Raw genomic sequence first — 19,358 nt, 5'->3', positions numbered from 1 at the left:
CGGGGGGCGCGGCTCTTCGCGCCCCAGCTTCGCGAAATGACTTCAGTTTGAATCCAATTGTTTGGACTCGCGAGCAACTCACGACCGTGCGGCAGATCCATGCCGCACGGTCGTTGTCTCCCACGGCTGATTAGTTCCGGCTCTCACCCTTCACTTCGACGCTGCCCGGGTTGCGCAGCACCTTCATCACCACACGGCGATTTTGAGCCCGCCCTTCGGGCGTGCCGTTGTTCGCCACCGGCTGCGACTCGCCATAGCCACGAGCCATCACCTGCGATGCGGACACTCCTTCTGAAAGAAGGTAAGCACGCACGGAGTCGGCACGCCGTTGCGACAAGCTCAAGTTGTATTTGTCGGCGCCGACGCTATCGGTATGGCCTTGCAGCTCGATCTGCAGCTCCGGATATTTCTTCAGATTGGCCGCGACCGGATCGAGCACCGCACGCGATTCGGCCGTGAGCGTGTCCGAGTTGGTTTCAAAACCAACGCCCACCAATGTGATCTCGCCCTGCTGCGGACAGCCGGAAGAGTCGACGGCGACGCCGCGCGGCGTGCCCGGACACCGATCGGCAGAATCGATCACACCATCGTCGTCGCTATCGGCCGGCGCAGCCGGTGCCGGGGCTGGCGCGGGAGCGGGAGCCGCGGGGGGTGCTTGCACCGTCGGTTGCGGCGCCGGCGCGGGCGGCGTTCCACCGAATGCGAACTGAAATCCGAGCGTGGCGATGTAATCCGTGAAGTGGCCTTGGCGGCCGACATCGTCCCAGCGCGCTTTGATCTCGGGGCGCAGGCTGAAGGAACCGGTGCCGCGGCTATTCTCGCCGAGTTTCCAGATCAGGCCCGCGCCGGCCTGCGCGATGAAATCGGTGCTGTCGCGACCCATTTTCACATCGTTGCGCACGCCGCCGGCACCCACCGTCAAATACGGAGACAACGACTCGTCGCGGCGAAACACGCGCAGCACATCGAGCGAGGCGGCGTACGGATCGAACGCATCGAGGTGTGCGCCATTCGCATTGAGCTCGATGCTCCATCGCTCGCTCACATGTTTGCCGACGCTCAAGCCCACCAGCGTGTCACCATCCTCGATATTCCTATCGTCGTCGGTGATGAGCCCGCCAACCTGTGGCGTCACATACCAGCGGCCCGCTTCTCCCGCAGGCGCGTTCGATGCGAGCGCCAGACTGATCGCGCAAAACAAGATTCTGTTCTTCATGGGATCTCTAAAGCTGTTGAAGCCATCGATGGGCCGCCTTCGCACGAAGCCCATCGTCCAGGACCGCGCGCATCCTAGGGAACCGCACCCTTGCCCGCACAAGATACGAGTACAAATTGCATCCATGTGTCGTTGTCTCATCCACGAGGCGCGGCTAGATTCCGCGGCTTCGGCCCGGATCGTCGGTTCTTCATTCGATTTTCGAGCGCAAAGAGGACGTATGTTCGCCAAGTTGACCGCCGAGTTCGTCGGCACGTTGTGGCTGGTACTTGGAGGTTGCGGGAGTGCGGTGCTCGCCGCGGCCTTTCCGGAGCTTGGTATCGGTTTCCTGGGCGTCTCGCTGGCCTTCGGCCTGACAGTGCTCACGGGCGCTTATGCGCTCGGGCCAATATCCGGCGGGCATTTCAATCCGGCCGTGTCGCTTGGTTTGTGGGCGGGCGGCCGTTTCCCGGCGGCGCATTTGTTTCCCTACGTCGTGGCGCAAGTTGCCGGCGGCATTGCAGGCGCCGCTCTGTTGTACCTCATCGCCAGCGGTCGCGCGGATTTCAGTCTCGCCGGCGGGTTCGCCTCGAATGGCTATGGAGAACACTCGCCCGGCGGCTATTCCTTGACCGCCGGATTTGTGACGGAGGTCGTGATGACCTTCGTATTTCTCACCGTCATTCTCGGCGCGACCCACCGGCGCGCACCGGTCGGGTTCGCAGGCCTTGCGATCGGCCTGGCGCTTACGCTGATTCATCTCATCAGCATTCCCGTCACGAATACGTCCGTGAATCCGGCACGCAGCACGGCGCCCGCCCTATTCGTCGGCGACTGGGCCCTCGGTCAGCTGTGGCTCTTCTGGGTGGCGCCAGTGTTGGGCGCACTCATCGCAGGCCTTGCTTATCGAGGCATCCTCGAGCCTGATGCCGCCGAACCTGCCATCACCGGCCGCAATGGCGGGTGAGCAGTCGGTCCGCTACAGCCACACTTCGGGAACGTGACAGGCGGCGCGATCCATCGATCGCGCCGCTTCTTATCGAGCTCAGATCTCCGAGGGGTACTGCAACAAGTCAGCCTGGGCCCGCAAGGCGCTGCGGAACATGACCAGTTCGCCAGTGAGCTCATCGATGCGGGTCTTCACGATGGGATGAATCGAGTTCGCGGCGACGTGCTGCAAGCGAAGCGCGAGGACTGCGATACGATCCGCACCCACCATCGCGGCGCTGCCCTTGAGCGTGTGTAACGTCCTGGCCTGCGCTGCGCAGTCCTCGCTTGCCAGCGACTCGATGAGCTTCATCGTCGTGCCGATGAAGGTGCGATAGATGGAGATGACAATGTCCACATCTCCGGCGAACGAGTTGAGCAATTCCCGGAACAATGCGGTATCGAGCACCGCAGGCTCGAGCACATCGGCCGAACTGCCATCGCTCGTTTGAGCGACGCTTCGCGATTCATGCAGCGGCGCAACCATCATGCCTCCTCGGCTCGCAGATCTGCTCGCGCCTTACGCCCGCGCTCAGGGATTCACTGAATGAACGTACCTTGTATTGGCGTGCGGGAGGTACGGTGACTAGACTGCGCGCCTGTAACACCGGACTGCCGCCACGAAAGGCGGATATCTTTGCGCGAGTCATTCCGCCCTCATGGAATCCAAACCGCCGCCCGTGAAGCCACGCATCCTCGTCATCGACGACGATCCTTCCACGTTGCAACTGGTGCACAGTGTGCTCGACGCGAATGGCCACGCGCCCCTGATGGCGACCAGCGCCGAGCAGGCGCTCGCCATTCTCGGCGCGACCCCCGACGTTCTTCTTGTCATCAGCGACATCAACATGCCGGGAATGGACGGCATCGTGTTTCTGGAGCGGCTCGGCACCGAAGTGTCCGCGCAGGCCACTCCGGGAGTCATTTTCCTGACTGCACACGCCCGCATGGATTTCGCGGTGGCCGCGCTGAGGCTGGGCGCGCTCGACTTTCTCACCAAGCCCGTGCGACCCAAGGAGCTGCTGCAAGCAGTCTCCAGAGCAGTCGATCGGGTACAGCGCAATCGCGCTTCCCAATCGCCCCAGTTGGTCAATCTGGCTCAGCAGGCCGAAGCCCTGGCCGCTGCGTTGAAAGGATGGTCGCAACTGCCGGTGCAGAAGGAAGCCGAGCCCATCGCGCCCGCGGGGCGCAAAGCCGCCGCCGACAATCCGCGCGATTTCGCTCTGCTCGGCATGGAGCAGGTCCGGCGCCTGCGCCGGTCGTTTCCGCCGTTGAGCGAGCTCGACGATGTCGCATGGCATCTGTTGCTGGAGCTCGCCAGCGCTGAACAACGAGGCCAAAGACTTTCGGTGTCCGCGTTGTGTGTGTCGATCGACAACGTGTCCTCGACGACGGCGCTGCGCCGTGTTCAGGATCTGGTCAAGGGCGGGCACATCACCCGGGTTCCGGATCCCGCCGACGCGCGCCGCGATTTCGTGACACTGGATTCCGCTACTCAAGCAGTCCTCGATCAATACCTGGAACGTGTCGGTCAGGAGCTCGCCGCCGTCGCTAACGGCGGTTGACGATGCTGGCAACCCATGCGTTGAAGATAGCGGCCGGCCCCGGCGCCTGGTAACCGGAGAAGAGTTCAATTTGCAGACAGCGCCCGGCGTGGGCTCGATGCTTCGCCGACATTGCATGCTTTCTGCACACGATCGGGGTGAGCGCAGCTCGGCACGCACGTACAGTCGCCGCGACCACGATCACGAGCAGGGCGATGCAATCTCTCGACAGAACCCAGCCGCCTGCGGATGTGCATACGGACGATCTGCCTCCGCGGCCGATGCGTTTCGCAACTTATTTCGAGCGGGAACTGCAAGTCCGAGTGCGCGCGGCTTACGAGCGCGGCCTGGTCCAGGGTTCGCGCCGTCAGACTACGCTGTTCGTCACTGGCCTCGTACTCGGTTGGCTTCTCAACGCCTCGCTCGGGGGGTGATGGCGCCTGATCAAGCAATGCATCGTGGTTAGCGCCCGGGCTGCCATCAGACCTTCCCTGAGTCGATCCGCAGGCTGCGAGACTCATCACATTTGCGGCGGCTGCCATCTGTGCCGAGATGACCTCGTGCGGTAGAAGTTCAATGGACCAGGCATGACGCCCAGACGGTAGGGAGAGCTTCGATGGAGAAGACCACGCAAGGCACGCGCTGGAGATTACCCGCCATCACGATCAGCGTTCTGCTCATTGCGTTCGCAATGGCGCGGTGGCCCGAACCTGCCCCGATCGACGCCGAGGTTGCCAAGTCCACGCCAACAGCACCACCGCCGGTCGCAGCCGTACCCGCCTCCATCAGCGCGGCAAGCCAGCTCCAGCAGGCGGTCACGACCAAACCGCTCCCAGGCATTCGGCGCGATTACATCGTGCAAGCATCCAGCGTGGAACTGGCGCGTAGCGCGGTTGAACGCGCCGGCGGTGTCGTCACGGGCGAGTTAACCATCATTCGCGCCGTAGGCGCGGCCCTCGATGACCGTGAGTTCGCCGCGCTGATCGAAGCGCCTGTCGACGGTCTGCGTCTTTACGATGACGCCATGGTGAGCACCAGCGGCGCTGCTGCTTCTGCTGAAACGTATTATCCAACGCAAGTCGCCGCCGCGCCGCTTCACGAGGGCGGCGTGATGGGCCGCGGAGTCACCGTCGCCGTGCTCGACACCGGACTGTGGCGGGAGAAGGGGCCCTTGCAGCGGACCTCTTACGGGCGCGAGCCGCGAATCCTCGCGCAGTACGACACGATCCTGGCGCGTGAGCAGCCAGATGCCTATGACGCGGCCGATGCCGAACGGTATCGCCGTGACATCGACGATCCGAACGGTCACGGCACACATGTTTCTTCGATCATCGCCAGCAGCAGCGCCGCTGCGACCGGGAAGTATCAAGGGGTCGCACCCGGTGTGAATCTCGTGTCGGTGCGCGTGCTGGACGCCGAAGGCGCCGGCCGCTATTTCGACGTGATTCGCGGTATTCAGTGGGTGGTGGCGAACCGCGCCAGGTACGACATTCGCGTTCTGAACCTGTCGTTGAGCGCCCCGCCCCGCTCCCATTATTGGGACGATCCGCTCAACCAGGCGGTCATGAGCGCCTGGGCGTCGGGCATCGTCGTGGTCGCCGCTGCCGGCAACGGCGGGCCTGGCCCGATGACGATTGGCGTGCCAGGCAACGTTCCATATGTCATCACCGTGGGCGCGGTGACCGATAACTATCAGCCTTACAACGTAAGCGAGTACGGCCTGGCGACGTTCTCTTCCGCGGGCCCGACGCACGAAGGCTTCGTGAAACCTGAAGTTGTCGCGATGGGCGGTCACATCCGGGCATATGCGCCGGACGCCGGCACGCTCGCGCAGCGCTTCCCTCAGTGGGTCGATGCGCAATCCCACGAACTCACCCTCTCCGGCACTTCGCAAGCTGCGGCTGTCACCAGCGGCGTGGTTGCGCTGATGCTCGATGCGAATCCCCGACTGCGTCCGGACGATGTCAAGTGTCGTTTGATGTCGAGCGCCCGGCCGGCGGTGAGCCCGGATGGAAGACTCGCGTACACGGTCTTCCAACAGGGCGCCGGACTGGTGAACGCGCAGGACGCTGTCTACAACACCGCATCGAACTGCGCCAATCAAGGTTTGAACGTGGCGCTCGATCTGGCCGGCCTGCAGCACTACGGCGGCCGCGCGAACCAGGATGCGAACGGCAACTTCTACGTCATGGAAGTGCAGCAGGGTCCCATCGCCAACCTGCTCGGCGGACTTGCGCAGTTGCTGCGGCCCTTGCCGTTGGTGGAGCAACTCGTCGTCGGGCTCGCCTCGACGCTCGACGGACTGCTCTGGGACGGCAGCGCGCCGGCGAGCACCGACCATACCTGGAGCAGCGGCTATACGTGGAGCAATGGTTACACATGGAGTAACGGCTACACCTGGAGCAATGGCTACACGTGGAGCAACGGTTATACATGGAGCAACCATAGCGCCGACGCGAGCGCAGCTCCCGCTCGGCAGGAGTAAGCAGACTGGCTACGCGCAGGCGCGTGCGCGCCTTCTCTTGTTTTCTGGCTTGGTTCGCGGCGTTTGCAGCGGGCTTCCTCGAGGTGCAGGCATCCGAACCACGCCCCATGTTCTTCGAGCATCTGACGATGCGCGAAGGGCTTTCGCAGAGCACGGTGATGACCATCCTGCAGGACTCGCGCGGTTACCTGTGGCTTGGCACCGAGAGTGGCCTGAACCGGTACGACGGCTCATCGATCCATGAGTACCGCCGCGAGCGAGCGAATCCACAGGCGCTTGCAAGCGACTACATTTGGAAGATCGCGGAGGATCGCGAGGGCGACCTGTGGCTGGCGACGGTGGGCGGCGGTATCGCACGGTGGGATCGCGACAGCGATCGTTTCCAGCAGTACCGACACAATCCCGCTGACCCGAATACGCTTGCGAGCGATGCCACCCGTACCCTGCTCATCGACGCGACAGGCCAGATCTGGGTGGGAACTCAGCAGCACGGCCTGGATGTGCTCGATCCACGCACCGGCCGCGTACGTCACTTTCGCCACCATCCGGACGATCCCGGTTCACTCGCATCGGACTCGGTGTTCGCACTGTATCTGGATCGTGCCGGTCGACTCTGGGTGGGCAGCGATGGCGGCCTCGGCCGGTACGACGCTGCGACGGGCCGGTTCGTCAACTATGGTCTGGCGGGCAGCGGCGCCGAGCTCAGCGACGTAAGAGTCCGCGCCATCGAGGAAGACCATACCGGCGCGCTGTGGATCGGCACGCTGGGCGGCGGTGTCAATCGGTTCCATCCGGATACCGGCCGCGTGGTCTCGTTTCGCCACGTGCCTGGCGATGCCAGCTCGCTGCCCGCCGATCGGGTGCTTGCGATACTGGAAGACGATGAGCGCCGGCTTTGGATCGCCACGTCCGGCGGGCTCGGCTTGTTCGACCGTGCTTCGGAAACCTTTGTACGCTACGGACGCGATGCAGACAGCGCGCACAGCTTGCGTGACGACGACATCATGTCGTTGTATCAGGATCGCGGGAGCGTGCTGTGGGTCGGCACGCGCGCTGGTGGCGCCAGTCACTGGAACCCGCACGGCTGGGCGTTCGGTCATTATCTCAGCGCCTCGATTCGTAACAAAGCGGTGAATGCGTTCGCCGATGATGGCAACGGCACGGTGTGGGTCGGCACCGCCGAGGGGCTCGTCGAGATTGAAACGAGTACCGGCCGCGAGCGGCGATACGGAACCTCAGCGGACACATTTCCCCGCCTTCCCGACGATCGTGTCATGGCGCTGCTGTATGACCGCGATGGTGCGCTATGGGTCGGCACGATGTCCGGCGGACTCGCCCGTTTCGATCCTGCCCGTAACGCGCTGCGCTCGTTTCGACACTCTGCCGAGGATCCACACTCGCTGCCTGCCGATGGCATCATGGCTTTGTACGAGGATCGTGGCGGCGATGTATGGATTGGAACGTTCGGTGGCGGCGTCGCACGCATCGAACGTGCGACCGGCGAGCTGCATCGCTATCCGCACAGTGAGCAAGGCGGACTGAGCAGTCCACGGGCGAGCGCGATCGTCGAGGACGGGCACGGCAATCTTTGGATCGGCACGATCGGCGGCGGCCTGAATCTGCTCGAGCGCTCGAGCGGTCGTTTCCATCAGTTCCGACGGGACGACAACGATCGCAACAGCGTCAGCGACGACACCATCTATGCATTGCACGTCGACGGCTCCGGCAAGCTGTGGGTCGGCACCGCCGGCGGCGGACTCGATCTCATGGTGGGCTCCTCAGAGCGCCCCGAGTCGATTCGCTTCGAGAGCCAGTTGCGAGACGCCTCCGTAAACGAAGTGGTCTATGGGATCGAATCAGGGCCCGAGGGCACGCTCTGGCTCAGCACGAACAACGGTCTGGTACGCTTCCACACGCGTGATCGCTCGTTCAAGGTGTTTCACGCGGCGCACGGGCTGCAAGAGGAAGAATTCAACTTCAACGCGCACTACCGAGGGCGTGACGGCAAGCTCTATTTCGGCGGCAACAACGGTTTCAATGTCTTCGAGCCGCAGGCGACGGCAGCTCGCTCGAGGCCTCCTCGCGTGGCGCTGACGGCCGTGACGATTCTCGACCGGACGCTGGGTTTCGGCGAGCTCCCCGGGCCCGAGCGCCCCTTGCAGTTGTCGCATCAAGACAAGCTCGTGACCTTCGGGTTTGCCGCGCTGGATTACGCTTCGCCAGCTGCCAATCGCTATTCGTACCGGCTCGAGGGTTTCGACGCTCGCTGGGTCGAGGCGAAAGGTTCGCCGCGTGCGACGTACACCAACCTCACTGCTGGGGACTATGTTTTCAAAGTGCGCGCCGCGAACGCGAATGGCGTCTGGAGTACCGTGGCTCTGGAAGTGCCGGTGCGTGTCGCACCGGCCCCGTGGAACACGCGAGCGGCGCACGTCGGCTACGCCCTGCTCGCTCTGTGCGTTCTGGTGTATGTGTTGCGCAGTCAGCACCGGCTCCGTCAGAGCCGGCTGAGGCATCATCGCGCGCTCGAGAATTTGATCGGCCTGCGCACCGCGCAGCTCCAGGAGCGCAATGAACAACTGCAGGTCCTCAGTCGCGCCAAGAGTGACTTCGTCGCACGGATGAGCCATGAGCTGCGCACGCCAATGAATGGCGTGCTCGGCATGAGCGAGCTGCTGCTCGATACACGCATGGATCCGACTCAGCGTCGGTTCGTCGAAGGCATTCATCGCTCGGCCGATTCGCTGCTGGCAATCGTGGATGACGTGCTCGACTTCTCCAAGATCGAAGCGGGCCGGCTGCAGCTCGTGGCCGCCGAGTGCGACCTCGCCGAACTCATGGAACAAACCGCCGAGATGCTGGCGTCGCGAGCCGCGACCAAACGCATCGAGCTGATCTGCGATTGCCCGCCCGAGCCGATGCCGCTGGTACTTGCGGACGCGGTCCGGCTACGTCAGATATTGGTGAATCTCGGCGGCAACGCCGTGAAGTTCACCAATCGCGGCGAAGTCACATTGCGAGTGGCGCCGCTGCGCAGCGAAGCGGATGCGCTACGCGTGCGCATCGAGGTGATCGACACCGGGATCGGCATCGAGCCGGAGAATCAGTCGCGCATCTTCGATGAGTTCTCGCAAGCGGACGACTCGACCACACGACGCTTCGGCGGCACCGGCCTGGGCCTTGCGATTGCGCGCCAGCTGGTCGAGCTGATGGGAGGGACGCTGAACCTGGTGAGTGCGCCGGGCGTGGGCTCCACGTTCTTCTTCGAGCTGTCGCTGCCTTTGGCCGATCGGCAGGCGCAAAGACCGACTCTCCTGCCGCAACTCTACGGCCTCGACGTGCTCGTGCTGGATGACAACGACGCTGCTCGTGCTCTCATTGTCAACGCTCTCTCGCAATGGGGTGCGATCCCCACCGGCGTGGCACAGGCGTCGGAAGCGCTCGAGAAACTGCGCGCAGCTCCATACAACTGTGTCCTCATCGACGAGTCGACTCTGGATGGATGGAATGCGCAACCGCTGGCAGCCTTGCTTGCGGCTCGGCCTGCCAAACCGCGCGTGATCCTTCTGACCAGCTTCGCGAGTGTGGCGAAACAGGTGCTCGAGGAGCGGCTTGTGGACGCGCAGCTCACCAAGCCGTTACGCATCGGACAATTGCACGAAGCGCTGATAGGAAGTGTCGGCGAGGCGAATCGACGTCCCGCACCCGAGACGCAGGCGAAGCAGTTGACGCGCATGCACGGGCGCGTGCTGGTGGTCGAAGATCAGCCGCTGAACAGAGAAGTGGCCGAAGGCATGCTCAAAGCGATCGGCCTGCAGGTCGAGGGGGCCGCCGACGGACAGCAGGCGCTCGAGATGCTTGCCGTGAACTCCTATGACATAGTGCTGATGGATTGCCAGATGCCTGTGATGGATGGCTTTACCGCGGCTGCCGAATGGCGCCGGCGCGAAGCTCCGCACAGCCGCGTTCCCATCATCGCGCTCACCGCCGACGCCACCAGCAGCGTGCGTCAGGCATGTCTCGACGCTGGCATGGACGACTACTTGGGCAAGCCCTTCAACCGCGCGAGCCTGCATGCCGCCATCGAGCCGTGGCTGTCGCGTGCTCGTGTCTCGGCGTCCTCGCACGACGAAGCCGCCGCGCTACATTCAATTTGAATCGGTCCTCGGCCGATCGCGCCGTCCCTGTGTTGTCGAATGTCACAACTGCAGCACCGTCAGCGGCCGGCGCCAGGCAGCGTCCGCTTTTTGTTCCCGCTTCAAGACTCAGCCGACGGCGACCGTATACGTCTCAGTAACTCCATCGCTTCCGGCACTCGAAACAGCAACAACATCGTGGCAAACGCAACGATGAAGGTCGCGCCGCCGAGCAGCGCGCCGAGCAAGCCGAGCCATTCGGTCCAGAGATCGCCGTAAAGAACAACGGCAGCCAGCGCGGCGGCGATCACGACTTTGCCGAGATCCTTCCAAGGCGCGAGCTGGCTCAGCGGCACTTGATAAGCGCGCATGGTCTGCCATCCGAGATACGCGCCCTCAATGAGCCGCGACAGCACGAATGCGATCACCGCACCCATCAATCCCCACAGCGGCAGGAGCAATAGCACCAATCCCACGTTGAGGATGATTGCAACCACATTGCTCCGCAGGATCGGCGTCGTGCGATTGATCGCCCGCAGCGGCACGCCGAAATCCAAACTCTCACGCGCGAACACCAGCACATAGATCTGCAGGATGGCGACCGCCGGCCGGTACTCCTCGGAGAACAGCGTGATCACCAGGATCTCCGCAAAGCGCGCGAGCAAGATCGCCGCGCCGATGAGCAGGATCGCGATCACAACGGTGGTACGCCGGAACAGCAGTAGCCTGTCCTCGTCCGGCTCGCGATGACGCGCGACCATCTCGGGCAGCAGCACATCCGATAGTGAATTCCTCAACACCGTGATCACCGGCTGTAGATACGTGCCGATCGCATAATGCGCCAGCGCCACCGGGCCCATCATCTTGGCGACGAACAGACTGCCGATGGAACGGTTGAATGAAGCAATCACCATCGAGCCGCCGAACGGCAGGCAGTACGACAACTGTTCGCGTAGCGCGCCGGTGGTATCGGCAGTCACAGGCTGCACGCGACGACGCCAGCTGATGAACGAAATCGTAAGCCGCACGGCTTCCATGCAGACCAGCGACCACACGATCACTCTCACCTGCCCGCTCAACGCCGCCGCGGTGATCACCGTCAGCATGCGCGCAATCAGTCGCCCGGTGGTGTAGCCGAGCACGGCGAAGCTGCGCCGCTCCGCCAGCCAAAGCGCCTCCCAGAAATCCAAGTTCACGAACAGCAGCACATAGAGGGCGGCAGGCCAGGCGAACTCGCCCAACACCCTGCCTTCAAGCACCGTATCCAGCAGCAGCGCCACGCCCGTGACCAGCACGCTGCTCGCAAACGTCAGTGCGACGGTCTGCTCGACGTAACGCCACTTCAGCTCCGGCCGGCTGGGAATGAAGCGCAGCAGGCTGTGACTGATGCCCAGCGCGGCGAAGCTCAACAGCACGGTGGTGTACAGCAGGAATTCGCGGTAGCGCCCGAAGTCCTGCACCGAAAGCAGGCGCACCAGCACCACCGGGCTGATCAGCATCAGCCCGTGATTGAGCAGTCGCGTGATAGATATGACCGCTGCGCGGCTGCCGAGACCGCGAATGGCGCTACTCCGCTGAGGTGGGCCCGGCGGACGTGGGGCCGGCGCTTCCAGTCACCAAATTACACAAACTACAGCAATGCGATGTAGAAATTACTAGCACGCGATGCCCCGCCGCTGCCCCGCCATTGCCTGCTCCAGTAGACGCTCCCAGTCTTCGATAACGCGCTCGCGCGAGAACCGCGTCGTTCCGGACGCTGTCTGCTGCGCCATTTGGCTTCGCTCCTGCGGACTTTGCATCCAGCGCGCCATCGCATCCGCCAGTGCGTCCGGATCCTCGGGTGGAACCAGAAACCCATCGACGCCATCCCGGACCAACTCGCGGATGCCGCCCGCCACCCGGCCCCGCTCGCCGAACTTGCGCGGCCGACTCGGACAGTCGGTGGCGATCACCGGCAGACCGCATGCGAGCGCTTCGGCAACGGCCATCGGGAAGCCTTCGTAACGCGAGGCCAGAACGAAAAACTGCGCGCGCCCCAGCAGCGCGAACGGGGATGCGAGCGCACCGGTGAAGACCACCTGATTCTTATGTACCAACTCGTCTGCGAGGCGATGCAGCGACTCACGCAACTCGCCGTCGCCGATGATCACTAGCTGCCATTGCGGGAACTGCGGCGCGATACGAGCAAACGCCGTAAGCAGCAGATCATGGCCTTTCGCGTGCGACAGCCGCCCCATGCTGATCATCCACGGCCGATGCGGATCGAGCCCGACCGGCAGCGCCGAGTGCGTCGAGGCATGCGCGGGAATGGATGGCGCAGGATTGTGGATGACCGCCCGGCGTTCTGCTGGAAGCCACGCAAAGCTGCGATCGATCGCCCTGCTCACGCTGACGATTCTGAACGCACTCGGATAGCAATACCGACGCAGCCGATACCAGATCCATTTCTTCCAAAGCCATGGCCGGTCCGCTTCGGGCCGCACCGGGACGTCACCATGCTCGGTGACGATCACCGGGACCACAGAGCCTCGCATCGCAAGCAGGGTCGGCACGTTGATCTGCGGCGCATGCGATATCACAACGTCCGGCTGGCTCGCATCGATGGCTGCCCGCAGCGCCTGTAGTCTGGCCCGCGTGGTCGACCACAGTTGTAACAAAGGCGTCGGCGCACCGAGGCGAATATTCAGCGATACACGCGGGGCGTCTGGCGCCAGCCGGAAGAAATCCGTGCTTTCGGGGGCGAATGTGATGACCGTGACCTGGTGGCCGCGCTCCAGCATGGCGCCGGCGAGCGACACCAGCGCACGCTCGATGCCGCCACAGCGCAGGCCCGCGGCCACAAAAGTGACTCGGCACGGAGCCGCCGCACCTGCGCCCATGCACGCATCTTGCATACGATCCTCATGCGCCATGCGGGTGCCGTAACAATAAAGGGGGACGTTCATGAGCACACATTCGATACTACGAGAGTTGCTCGAGCCGGTATACCGGGACCGGCCATCGCTCAAGGAGCAATTGCGCGCCGCTCAGGCGCAGCTCAACCGCCTGCGCACCAGCGCCTGGGAACGGTTCCCACAACTGATCTATCCGCATCCGGAGCACATCTATCTGGTGCTCACCGCCAACTGCAACCTGCGCTGCAAGGCCTGCCGCTACGGCCGCGACTTCATGCCCGGGCAGCAGCTCGCCCTGCCGGTGGTGCGCGATCTGCTCGATGACGTCAAGGCACTGAACTTCGAGGTCGTGCGCCTTTACGGCGGCGAGCCGCTACTGCACAAACAAATCGCCGAGATCGTCGAATACTGCACGAAACTGCGCTTGCGCACCTATCTGACCACCAACGGCCTGCTGCTCAGGAAAAAGATCGACGATCTGTTTGCCGCGGGGCTGCGCGTCGTGCAGGTCGGAATGTACGGCATCGGCGAAGACTACAACCAGTACGTGCAACGTAAGGATCGGTTCGATCAGCTCGAAGAAAACATCGCCTACGTGCGCGAGCGCTATGGCAACGAGGTGCGGCTGACGCTCAACTGGTTGCTGATGAAGCCCACCTGCAGCATCGATACCGTGCGCGAGACGTGGGCGTTCGCCACGCGCTACAACGCCCCCATCTGCATCAACCTCATACATCACTCGCTGCCCTACTTCACCGAAGGCCAGGATCGCGAGCTTGCGTTCTCGGAAGCGGACCGGCCGGCGCTCGACGCCGTCGTCGAGGAATTCATGCGACTTCAGCACCGCGATCCGCACCTGCTGCAGTCGACGCCGGCAATCTTGCGCTCGATTCCGGACTGGCTGATCAAAGGGCCGAACATGCGCGTGCCGTGCGATCGGCATCGTCTCATCTGGGTGGGTGCCGACGGCACGGTGCAGATGTGCTACGTGACATTCAAGCTCGGCAACCTGCACGAGAAGCGACTGAAGGACATGCTGTTCACTCAGACGCATATCGACGCCGCACGCGACGCGTTCAAGCTCAACTGCCCGAACTGCCATTGCGCGTACGGCAACAGGGTGAGCGGCCACGCGCCCACGCGGCAGAAATATATGACGGCATAACATGAGCGTGACGCAACGACTCTCGGCGGCGCTGCATGAGCACGGCGCCTGGCAGTTGCTGGCGACGATCGCACAACGCGGCGCGCAGACGAGCTCACTGGCGCTGCAAAGGCACCTGCTGGGCCGGCGCTTCATCGAAAAGCGCATTCATGACTACCGGCTGCTGCTCGACGCCGACGATCCTGGCATCGGCCGACAGCTTCTCACCCGCGCAGGTCGCGAGCCCGAGCAGGCCTTCATCGTCGAGCGCACGCTGGCACCTGGGAAGGTGGCGTTCGATCTCGGCGCGAATGTCGGTTACTACACCATCATGATGGCGAAGCTCGTCGGCGCCGGCGGGCGTGTTTACGCGGTCGAGCCTTTCCCGCAAAGCTATGACTTGCTCGAAGAGAACGTACGGCGTAATGAGCTCGATAACGTATCGACCGATAACATCGCGATCGGCGCCGAGGACGGCGAAGCGCAACTGCAACTCGCCCGAAAATCGAACTGGCACAGCCTGCATGCGCCGCGACTGAACGCGAGCATTCCGTGGCTGGCGAAATACGCACGCACCATGGTCGGCTCGATGCCGGTGCGAACGCGCTCGCTGCGCAGCTATCTTGCCGATAAACAATCGATCGATCTGCTACGCATGGATCTGGAAGGCTATGAAGTCCAGATTCTCACGAGCCTGAGCGAGCTGCCCCGGGGGCACAGGCACAGGATGAAGATACTGTTCGAGACGCATCCTGAGTTCTACGACTGCACCGCCAACGACATGCGTGGGGCGCTCGAGCAGCTGTGCGTTACGCATGGTTACGGATTCGAATACCTCATCTCCGATTTCCAGCACGGCTCGCGCCGAAACGCCGACGTCGAATGCGGACGCGACGTGTTCGCGCGCCATGGCTATACCGAACGACACATCGTTCGTGACGTTGGCAGTCGTGCGATCTATACAAACGTGCGCACCGAGGATGCGATCGATCTCGTGTGCACCAGTGAGTGCGTGCACGCGGCGCTGATGACGCCAGAGGACGTGAGATAGTCGGAACCTCGGACGCAGCTCACGAAGTGGCCGGCGCATTGAGTCGAGCCAGCGCCTGCTCGAGATTCTCACAAAGATTCTCGGGGCCGATCAGCTCGCCAATGCCCGCTCGCTGCAACTTGCCTTTCACGCGCTCGTTGGCGCCGGTCAACATCACACGCACCTTGCGCTTGTGCAGGTCGCGTATGACCTCCTCCAAGGTCTGCAGGCCTGTGATATCGATGAACGGCACCCATCGGAGCCGGATGATCAGCACTTCCGGATCGGTGCGCGTACTGGCGAGGGCTCGCTCGAAGTTCTCGACGGCGCCGAAAAAGAACGGCCCCTCGACGGCGAACGCCAGCACGCCCGGCGGAAACGTGAGACCACGGTGGGCGAACTCGCGGCTCAACTCCTGATGCGTCTGCTGTTGCACTTCCACGCTGCTCGCCATCCGGCGCAGGAAGTGCAGCGTCGCGATGATCACACCGATATTGACGGCCACCACCAGATCGACGAATACCGTCAGAGCGAAGGTCACCAGCAGCACCACCACGTCGGCAGGCGGCGCCCGGCGCACCATCCTCACGACATGGAACGCCTCGCTCATGTTCCAGGCCACCACGAACAGGATGGCCGCAAGCGCCGCCAAAGGAATATTCACGGCCAATGGCGCCAGCGCCAGCACGACCAGCACCAGGGTCACCGCATGCACGATGCCGGCGAGCGGGCTCGATCCGCCATTGCGAACGTTGGTCGCGGTTCTCGCCAGCGCGCCGGTCGCGGCGAATCCGCCGAATAGCGGCGCGGCGATGTTGGCGATACCCTGCCCGATCAGCTCCTGATTCGAGTCATGCCGGGTGCCCGCCATGCCGTCGGCGACCACGGCGGACAGCAACGATTCGATCGCGCCGAGCATGGCGATGGTGAACGCCGGCCCGATCAGCTCGATCACCCGGTCGGCGGTGATGTTCGGCAGCTCAAAGGTCGGCAGCCCGCGAGGAATGCCGCCGAAAGCTGAGCCGATGGTCGCGACGCCGTCGAGATGAAACAGCGCCTGGACGATGGCGGCGAACAGCAGCCCCAACAAGGGGCCGGGCACACGCTTGAGAAAGCTCACACGCGGCGCGAACACCACGATCGCCAGGGTCGCCATCGCCAGTGCCGTCGTGGTGGGGTGAGCCTGCGGCAGTACCTGCAACGTATGCCAGAGTTTCTCGTGGAAGTGCTCCCCGCTCACGGCCGGCAGCCCGAAAAAGTCGCGCCACTGTCCCGTCCAGATCACCACCGCGATACCGGCGGTGAAGCCGAGAATCACCGGGTCGGGAATGAATTTGATGATGGCGCCGAGCCGCGCCACGCCGAGCAGCAGCAACATCACGCCCGCCAGCAACGTCGCTATCTGCAAGCCCTCGATGCCATGCTCGGCGGTGATGCCGGCCAGAATGACGATGAACGCGCCGGTGGGACCTGCGATCTGCAAGCGGCTGCCGCCGAACAGGGACACCAGCAGGCCGGCGACGATCGCCGTGTACAACCCCTGCTCGGGCTTCGCGCCCGAGGCGATCGCGAACGCCATGGCGAGCGGCAGCGCCACCACGCCGACGATCACCCCCGAAACGATGTTTCGGGCCCAATGCGCGCGCGCCAGCAATCCGGCGCGATGTGCCTCAAGTATGGCGATCATCGAGGGAGGTAAGACGTTGCCTTGAACCGCCTGAAGAATACGCCATCACGAGCGCTGACCGTAACGTCGCGGGCGCGCGGCCTGCCAGCCCCGCAGCCTCCGCCGCATGGCCTATGATTCCGCGTCGAAGCACCTGGCTTCGCGACGCTCGAGAGGCATGCGATGAGTCGTAACCCGACCGCCGGAGGTTTGCGCGCCATGCGCAGAGTCGCGACCGGGCTGCTCATCGCGGTGAGCATTCTGTATGTGATCGCGCATCTCATGGAGCGGACCCACCCATGGGCCGCCTTCGTTCGCGCCTTTGCCGAAGCCGCCATGGTAGGTGCGCTGGCCGACTGGTTCGCGGTGACCGCCCTGTTTCGTCACCCGCTCGGCATCCCCATTCCGCATACGGCGGTCATCCCGAGAAGCAAGGACCGCATCGGCGAGGGCCTCGGGCGCTTCGTCGAGGAGAACTTCCTCGCGCCCCAGATCGTCGCCGAGAAGATCCGGAGCACCGATCTTGCCGGCAGTCTGGCGCGCTGGATGACTACGCCCGACAACAGCGGCATGGCCGCGGCGGGCGTGATGCGGGCACTCTCGGTCGTCGCCCATTCGCTCACCGACGAGGACCTTGCCCGGCTCATCCGCAAACACCTGCTCACACCAGTCGAGCGGCGCGAGCTGGCGCCGCTGTTCGGCAAGATGCTGGCCGTGCTCATGACCGAACAAGGACACAAACCGGTCGTGGCCGCCCTGCTGCGCAGATCGGCCGACTGGATTCGAGAGTATGAGCCGCAGTTGCGAGATGCGGTGCGCGATCGAACTTCCTGGCTATGGCGGCGCTTCTCGATGGACCAACGCATCGCCGACAGCATGCTGAGCGCCCTCGATGAAACATTTCGAACGGCGGCCGACGATCCGAATCACACGCTGCGCCTGCGGATCGACGAGGCGCTCGACAGGCTGTGTCAGCAGCTGATGCTGTCGCCGCAATTCCTGGCCGAAGGCGAGCGCTTCAAGAAGCAGCTGTTCGAACACGCCGCGTTCGACGATTACTTGCGGCGGACGGCCCGGGACTTCCTCGATCGACTCACATCCAGCGCAACGGACGGCTCTGCGGCGAGCGCCTCGGTGGCTCGTTGGCTGCACGACACGGCGCAGACCGTGCTGACCGATGAGTCGCTGCGCGCCGAATTGAACTCCATGGCGCGCTCGACGTTGATCCGGCTGTTCGAGTTGCAACGGATGCAGGTCGCACACCTGATCGCCGACACGGTGAAACAGTGGGATGCAGACACACTCGCCAGCCGCATGGAGAACGCCATCGGCCCCGACCTCCAGTACATCCGCGTGAATGGCACCCTGATCGGCGGGCTGGTCGGCCTGGTCATTCACATCGTGACCACCACCCTGCTGTGAGCGGTTCCGATCAGCTAAGCGCTCCGGCCGGGACGCTCTGTTTCACAAAAGCGGTAGCCGGCGCCGTGGACTGTTTGCACGAAGCGATCGTAGCCGAAGGGGTGCAGCGCGTGCCGAAGCCGGCGAACATACACGTCCACGGTGCGCTCTTGGATCGACTCGGGTTGGGCCCACACCAGACGGCGCAACTGTTGCCGGCTATGCACACGGCCGATCTGGCTCATGAAACATTCCAGCAGCTTGAATTCGGTCGGGCCGAGGGCGCAGTTGAGGCCATTGGCGAGCACCCGATGACTGGTCGGATCCAGCGTGAGCCCGGCAAGCGACAGCGCGCAGCGTGTGTCGCCCATTCTGCCGACCCGACGCAATATCGCCTGCATGCGTGCGACCAGCTCGCGTAACGGTATGGGCTTGGTGATGTAGTCATCCGCGCCGCTATCCAGGCCGGTCACTTTGTCCTGCTCGCTTGCCCGCGCGCTCATGATGATGACGGGGATCCCGGAGGTCCTGCGGTCGCGCTTGAGCTGGTGCAGATAGCCGAGCCCGGTCACATGCGGCAATTGCCAGTCGAGCAGAATCAGGCTGGGACTCGCCTGCCTCAGACGATCGCGAGCAGCGTCGGCATCGTGCGCCTCCCGGCAACGCCAACCGTTTTGTCGCAGCAGCAAGCTCAGCGTGCCGCGATGCGCGGCGTCAGCGTCGGCGATGAGGACCTCTGCGCCCAGCAGCCCGAGGCTGGACGATCCCATGCTTTCCTTGGCGCTCACCCCGCGGGTCGCGCCACTCGAATCCGTTCGATCATCCATTGCATCGTTCATACGTCATCTGGCAGCCGATCTGCATCTCACTGTATAG

Annotated in this window: 14 protein-coding genes; 8 read left to right on the top strand and 6 right to left on the bottom strand. The window is 63.7% G+C overall.

From position 1 onward, the window contains the following. Nucleotides 1–130: 130 nt before the first annotated feature. Entirely contained in the window at nt 131–1,216 is a 1,086-nt protein-coding gene (locus JM946_RS16525) for an OmpA family protein (protein ID WP_203168444.1), read from the bottom strand. A gap of 220 nt (nt 1,217–1,436) precedes the next feature. On the opposite strand from JM946_RS16525, the gene aqpZ reads away from it, so the two are divergent. Next, nucleotides 1,437–2,162 carry an aquaporin Z gene (gene aqpZ, locus JM946_RS16520; RefSeq protein ID WP_203168443.1) on the top strand — a complete coding sequence of 242 codons (726 nt, stop codon included), beginning with the start codon at nt 1,437–1,439 and terminating at the stop codon, nt 2,160–2,162. Between the two features lie 78 nt (nt 2,163–2,240). Here the strand turns inward: aqpZ and JM946_RS16515 are convergent, their stop codons facing one another. Beyond that, nucleotides 2,241–2,672, bottom strand: a complete 432-nt coding sequence (locus tag JM946_RS16515; protein ID WP_203168442.1) for an Hpt domain-containing protein — start codon at nt 2,670–2,672, stop codon at nt 2,241–2,243. A gap of 169 nt (nt 2,673–2,841) precedes the next feature. On the opposite strand from JM946_RS16515, the gene JM946_RS16510 reads away from it, so the two are divergent. The 4 genes from JM946_RS16510 (at nt 2,842) to JM946_RS16495 (ending at nt 10,368) form a co-directional block, all read left to right on the top strand. Continuing rightward, nucleotides 2,842–3,747, top strand: a complete 906-nt coding sequence (locus JM946_RS16510) for a response regulator (protein ID WP_203168441.1) — start codon at nt 2,842–2,844, stop codon at nt 3,745–3,747. A gap of 194 nt (nt 3,748–3,941) precedes the next feature. Further along, nucleotides 3,942–4,160, top strand: coding sequence for a hypothetical protein (locus JM946_RS16505; protein ID WP_203168440.1), 219 nt, complete (start codon nt 3,942–3,944; stop codon nt 4,158–4,160). A 182-nt stretch (nt 4,161–4,342) separates the two neighbouring features. Continuing rightward, nucleotides 4,343–6,211: a S8 family peptidase gene (locus JM946_RS16500; RefSeq protein WP_203168439.1), complete on the top strand. Its 1,869-nt coding sequence runs from the start codon at nt 4,343–4,345 to the stop codon at nt 6,209–6,211. Between the two features lie 107 nt (nt 6,212–6,318). Beyond that, nucleotides 6,319–10,368, top strand: coding sequence for a hybrid sensor histidine kinase/response regulator (locus JM946_RS16495; protein WP_203168438.1), 4,050 nt, complete (start codon nt 6,319–6,321; stop codon nt 10,366–10,368). A 101-nt stretch (nt 10,369–10,469) separates the two neighbouring features. Here JM946_RS16495 and JM946_RS16490 read toward each other — a convergent pair whose 3' ends face one another. Both JM946_RS16490 and JM946_RS16485 read right to left on the bottom strand, forming a co-directional pair. Continuing rightward, the gene (locus JM946_RS16490; RefSeq protein ID WP_322110949.1) at nt 10,470–11,879 is read right to left on the bottom strand and encodes a lipopolysaccharide biosynthesis protein; all 1,410 of its coding nucleotides are present in this window, start codon (nt 11,877–11,879) and stop codon (nt 10,470–10,472) included. Between the two features lie 123 nt (nt 11,880–12,002). Then, nucleotides 12,003–13,292, bottom strand: coding sequence for a glycosyltransferase family 4 protein (locus JM946_RS16485; RefSeq protein WP_203168436.1), 1,290 nt, complete (start codon nt 13,290–13,292; stop codon nt 12,003–12,005). Here JM946_RS16485 and JM946_RS16480 point away from each other — a divergent pair. Continuing rightward, on the top strand, nt 13,291–14,406 hold the full coding sequence (locus tag JM946_RS16480; protein ID WP_203168435.1) for a radical SAM protein: 1,116 nt from the start codon (nt 13,291–13,293) through the stop codon (nt 14,404–14,406). The genes JM946_RS16485 and JM946_RS16480 overlap by 2 nt on opposite strands. Before the next feature lies 1 nt (nt 14,407). After that, complete coding sequence (locus tag JM946_RS16475; RefSeq protein ID WP_203168434.1) at nt 14,408–15,436, top strand: FkbM family methyltransferase; 1,029 nt, start codon at nt 14,408–14,410, stop codon at nt 15,434–15,436. A 19-nt stretch (nt 15,437–15,455) separates the two neighbouring features. Here JM946_RS16475 and JM946_RS16470 read toward each other — a convergent pair whose 3' ends face one another. After that, nucleotides 15,456–17,102, bottom strand: coding sequence for a SulP family inorganic anion transporter (locus tag JM946_RS16470; protein WP_203168433.1), 1,647 nt, complete (start codon nt 17,100–17,102; stop codon nt 15,456–15,458). A gap of 162 nt (nt 17,103–17,264) precedes the next feature. Between JM946_RS16470 and JM946_RS16465 the strand changes: the two genes are divergently transcribed. After that, nucleotides 17,265–18,503 carry a DUF445 domain-containing protein gene (locus JM946_RS16465; protein WP_203168432.1) on the top strand — a complete coding sequence of 413 codons (1,239 nt, stop codon included), beginning with the start codon at nt 17,265–17,267 and terminating at the stop codon, nt 18,501–18,503. A 14-nt stretch (nt 18,504–18,517) separates the two neighbouring features. Here the strand turns inward: JM946_RS16465 and JM946_RS16460 are convergent, their stop codons facing one another. Continuing rightward, nucleotides 18,518–19,309, bottom strand: coding sequence for a response regulator (locus JM946_RS16460; protein ID WP_203168431.1), 792 nt, complete (start codon nt 19,307–19,309; stop codon nt 18,518–18,520). Nucleotides 19,310–19,358: the final 49 nt, after the last annotated feature.

It is taken from the genome of Steroidobacter gossypii, from assembly GCF_016801985.1.
GTDB lineage: Bacteria > Pseudomonadota > Gammaproteobacteria > Steroidobacterales > Steroidobacteraceae > Steroidobacter > Steroidobacter gossypii.
The sequence above is the reverse complement of the archived record's forward strand: the minus strand, read 5'-3'. Positions and strand labels throughout refer to the sequence as shown.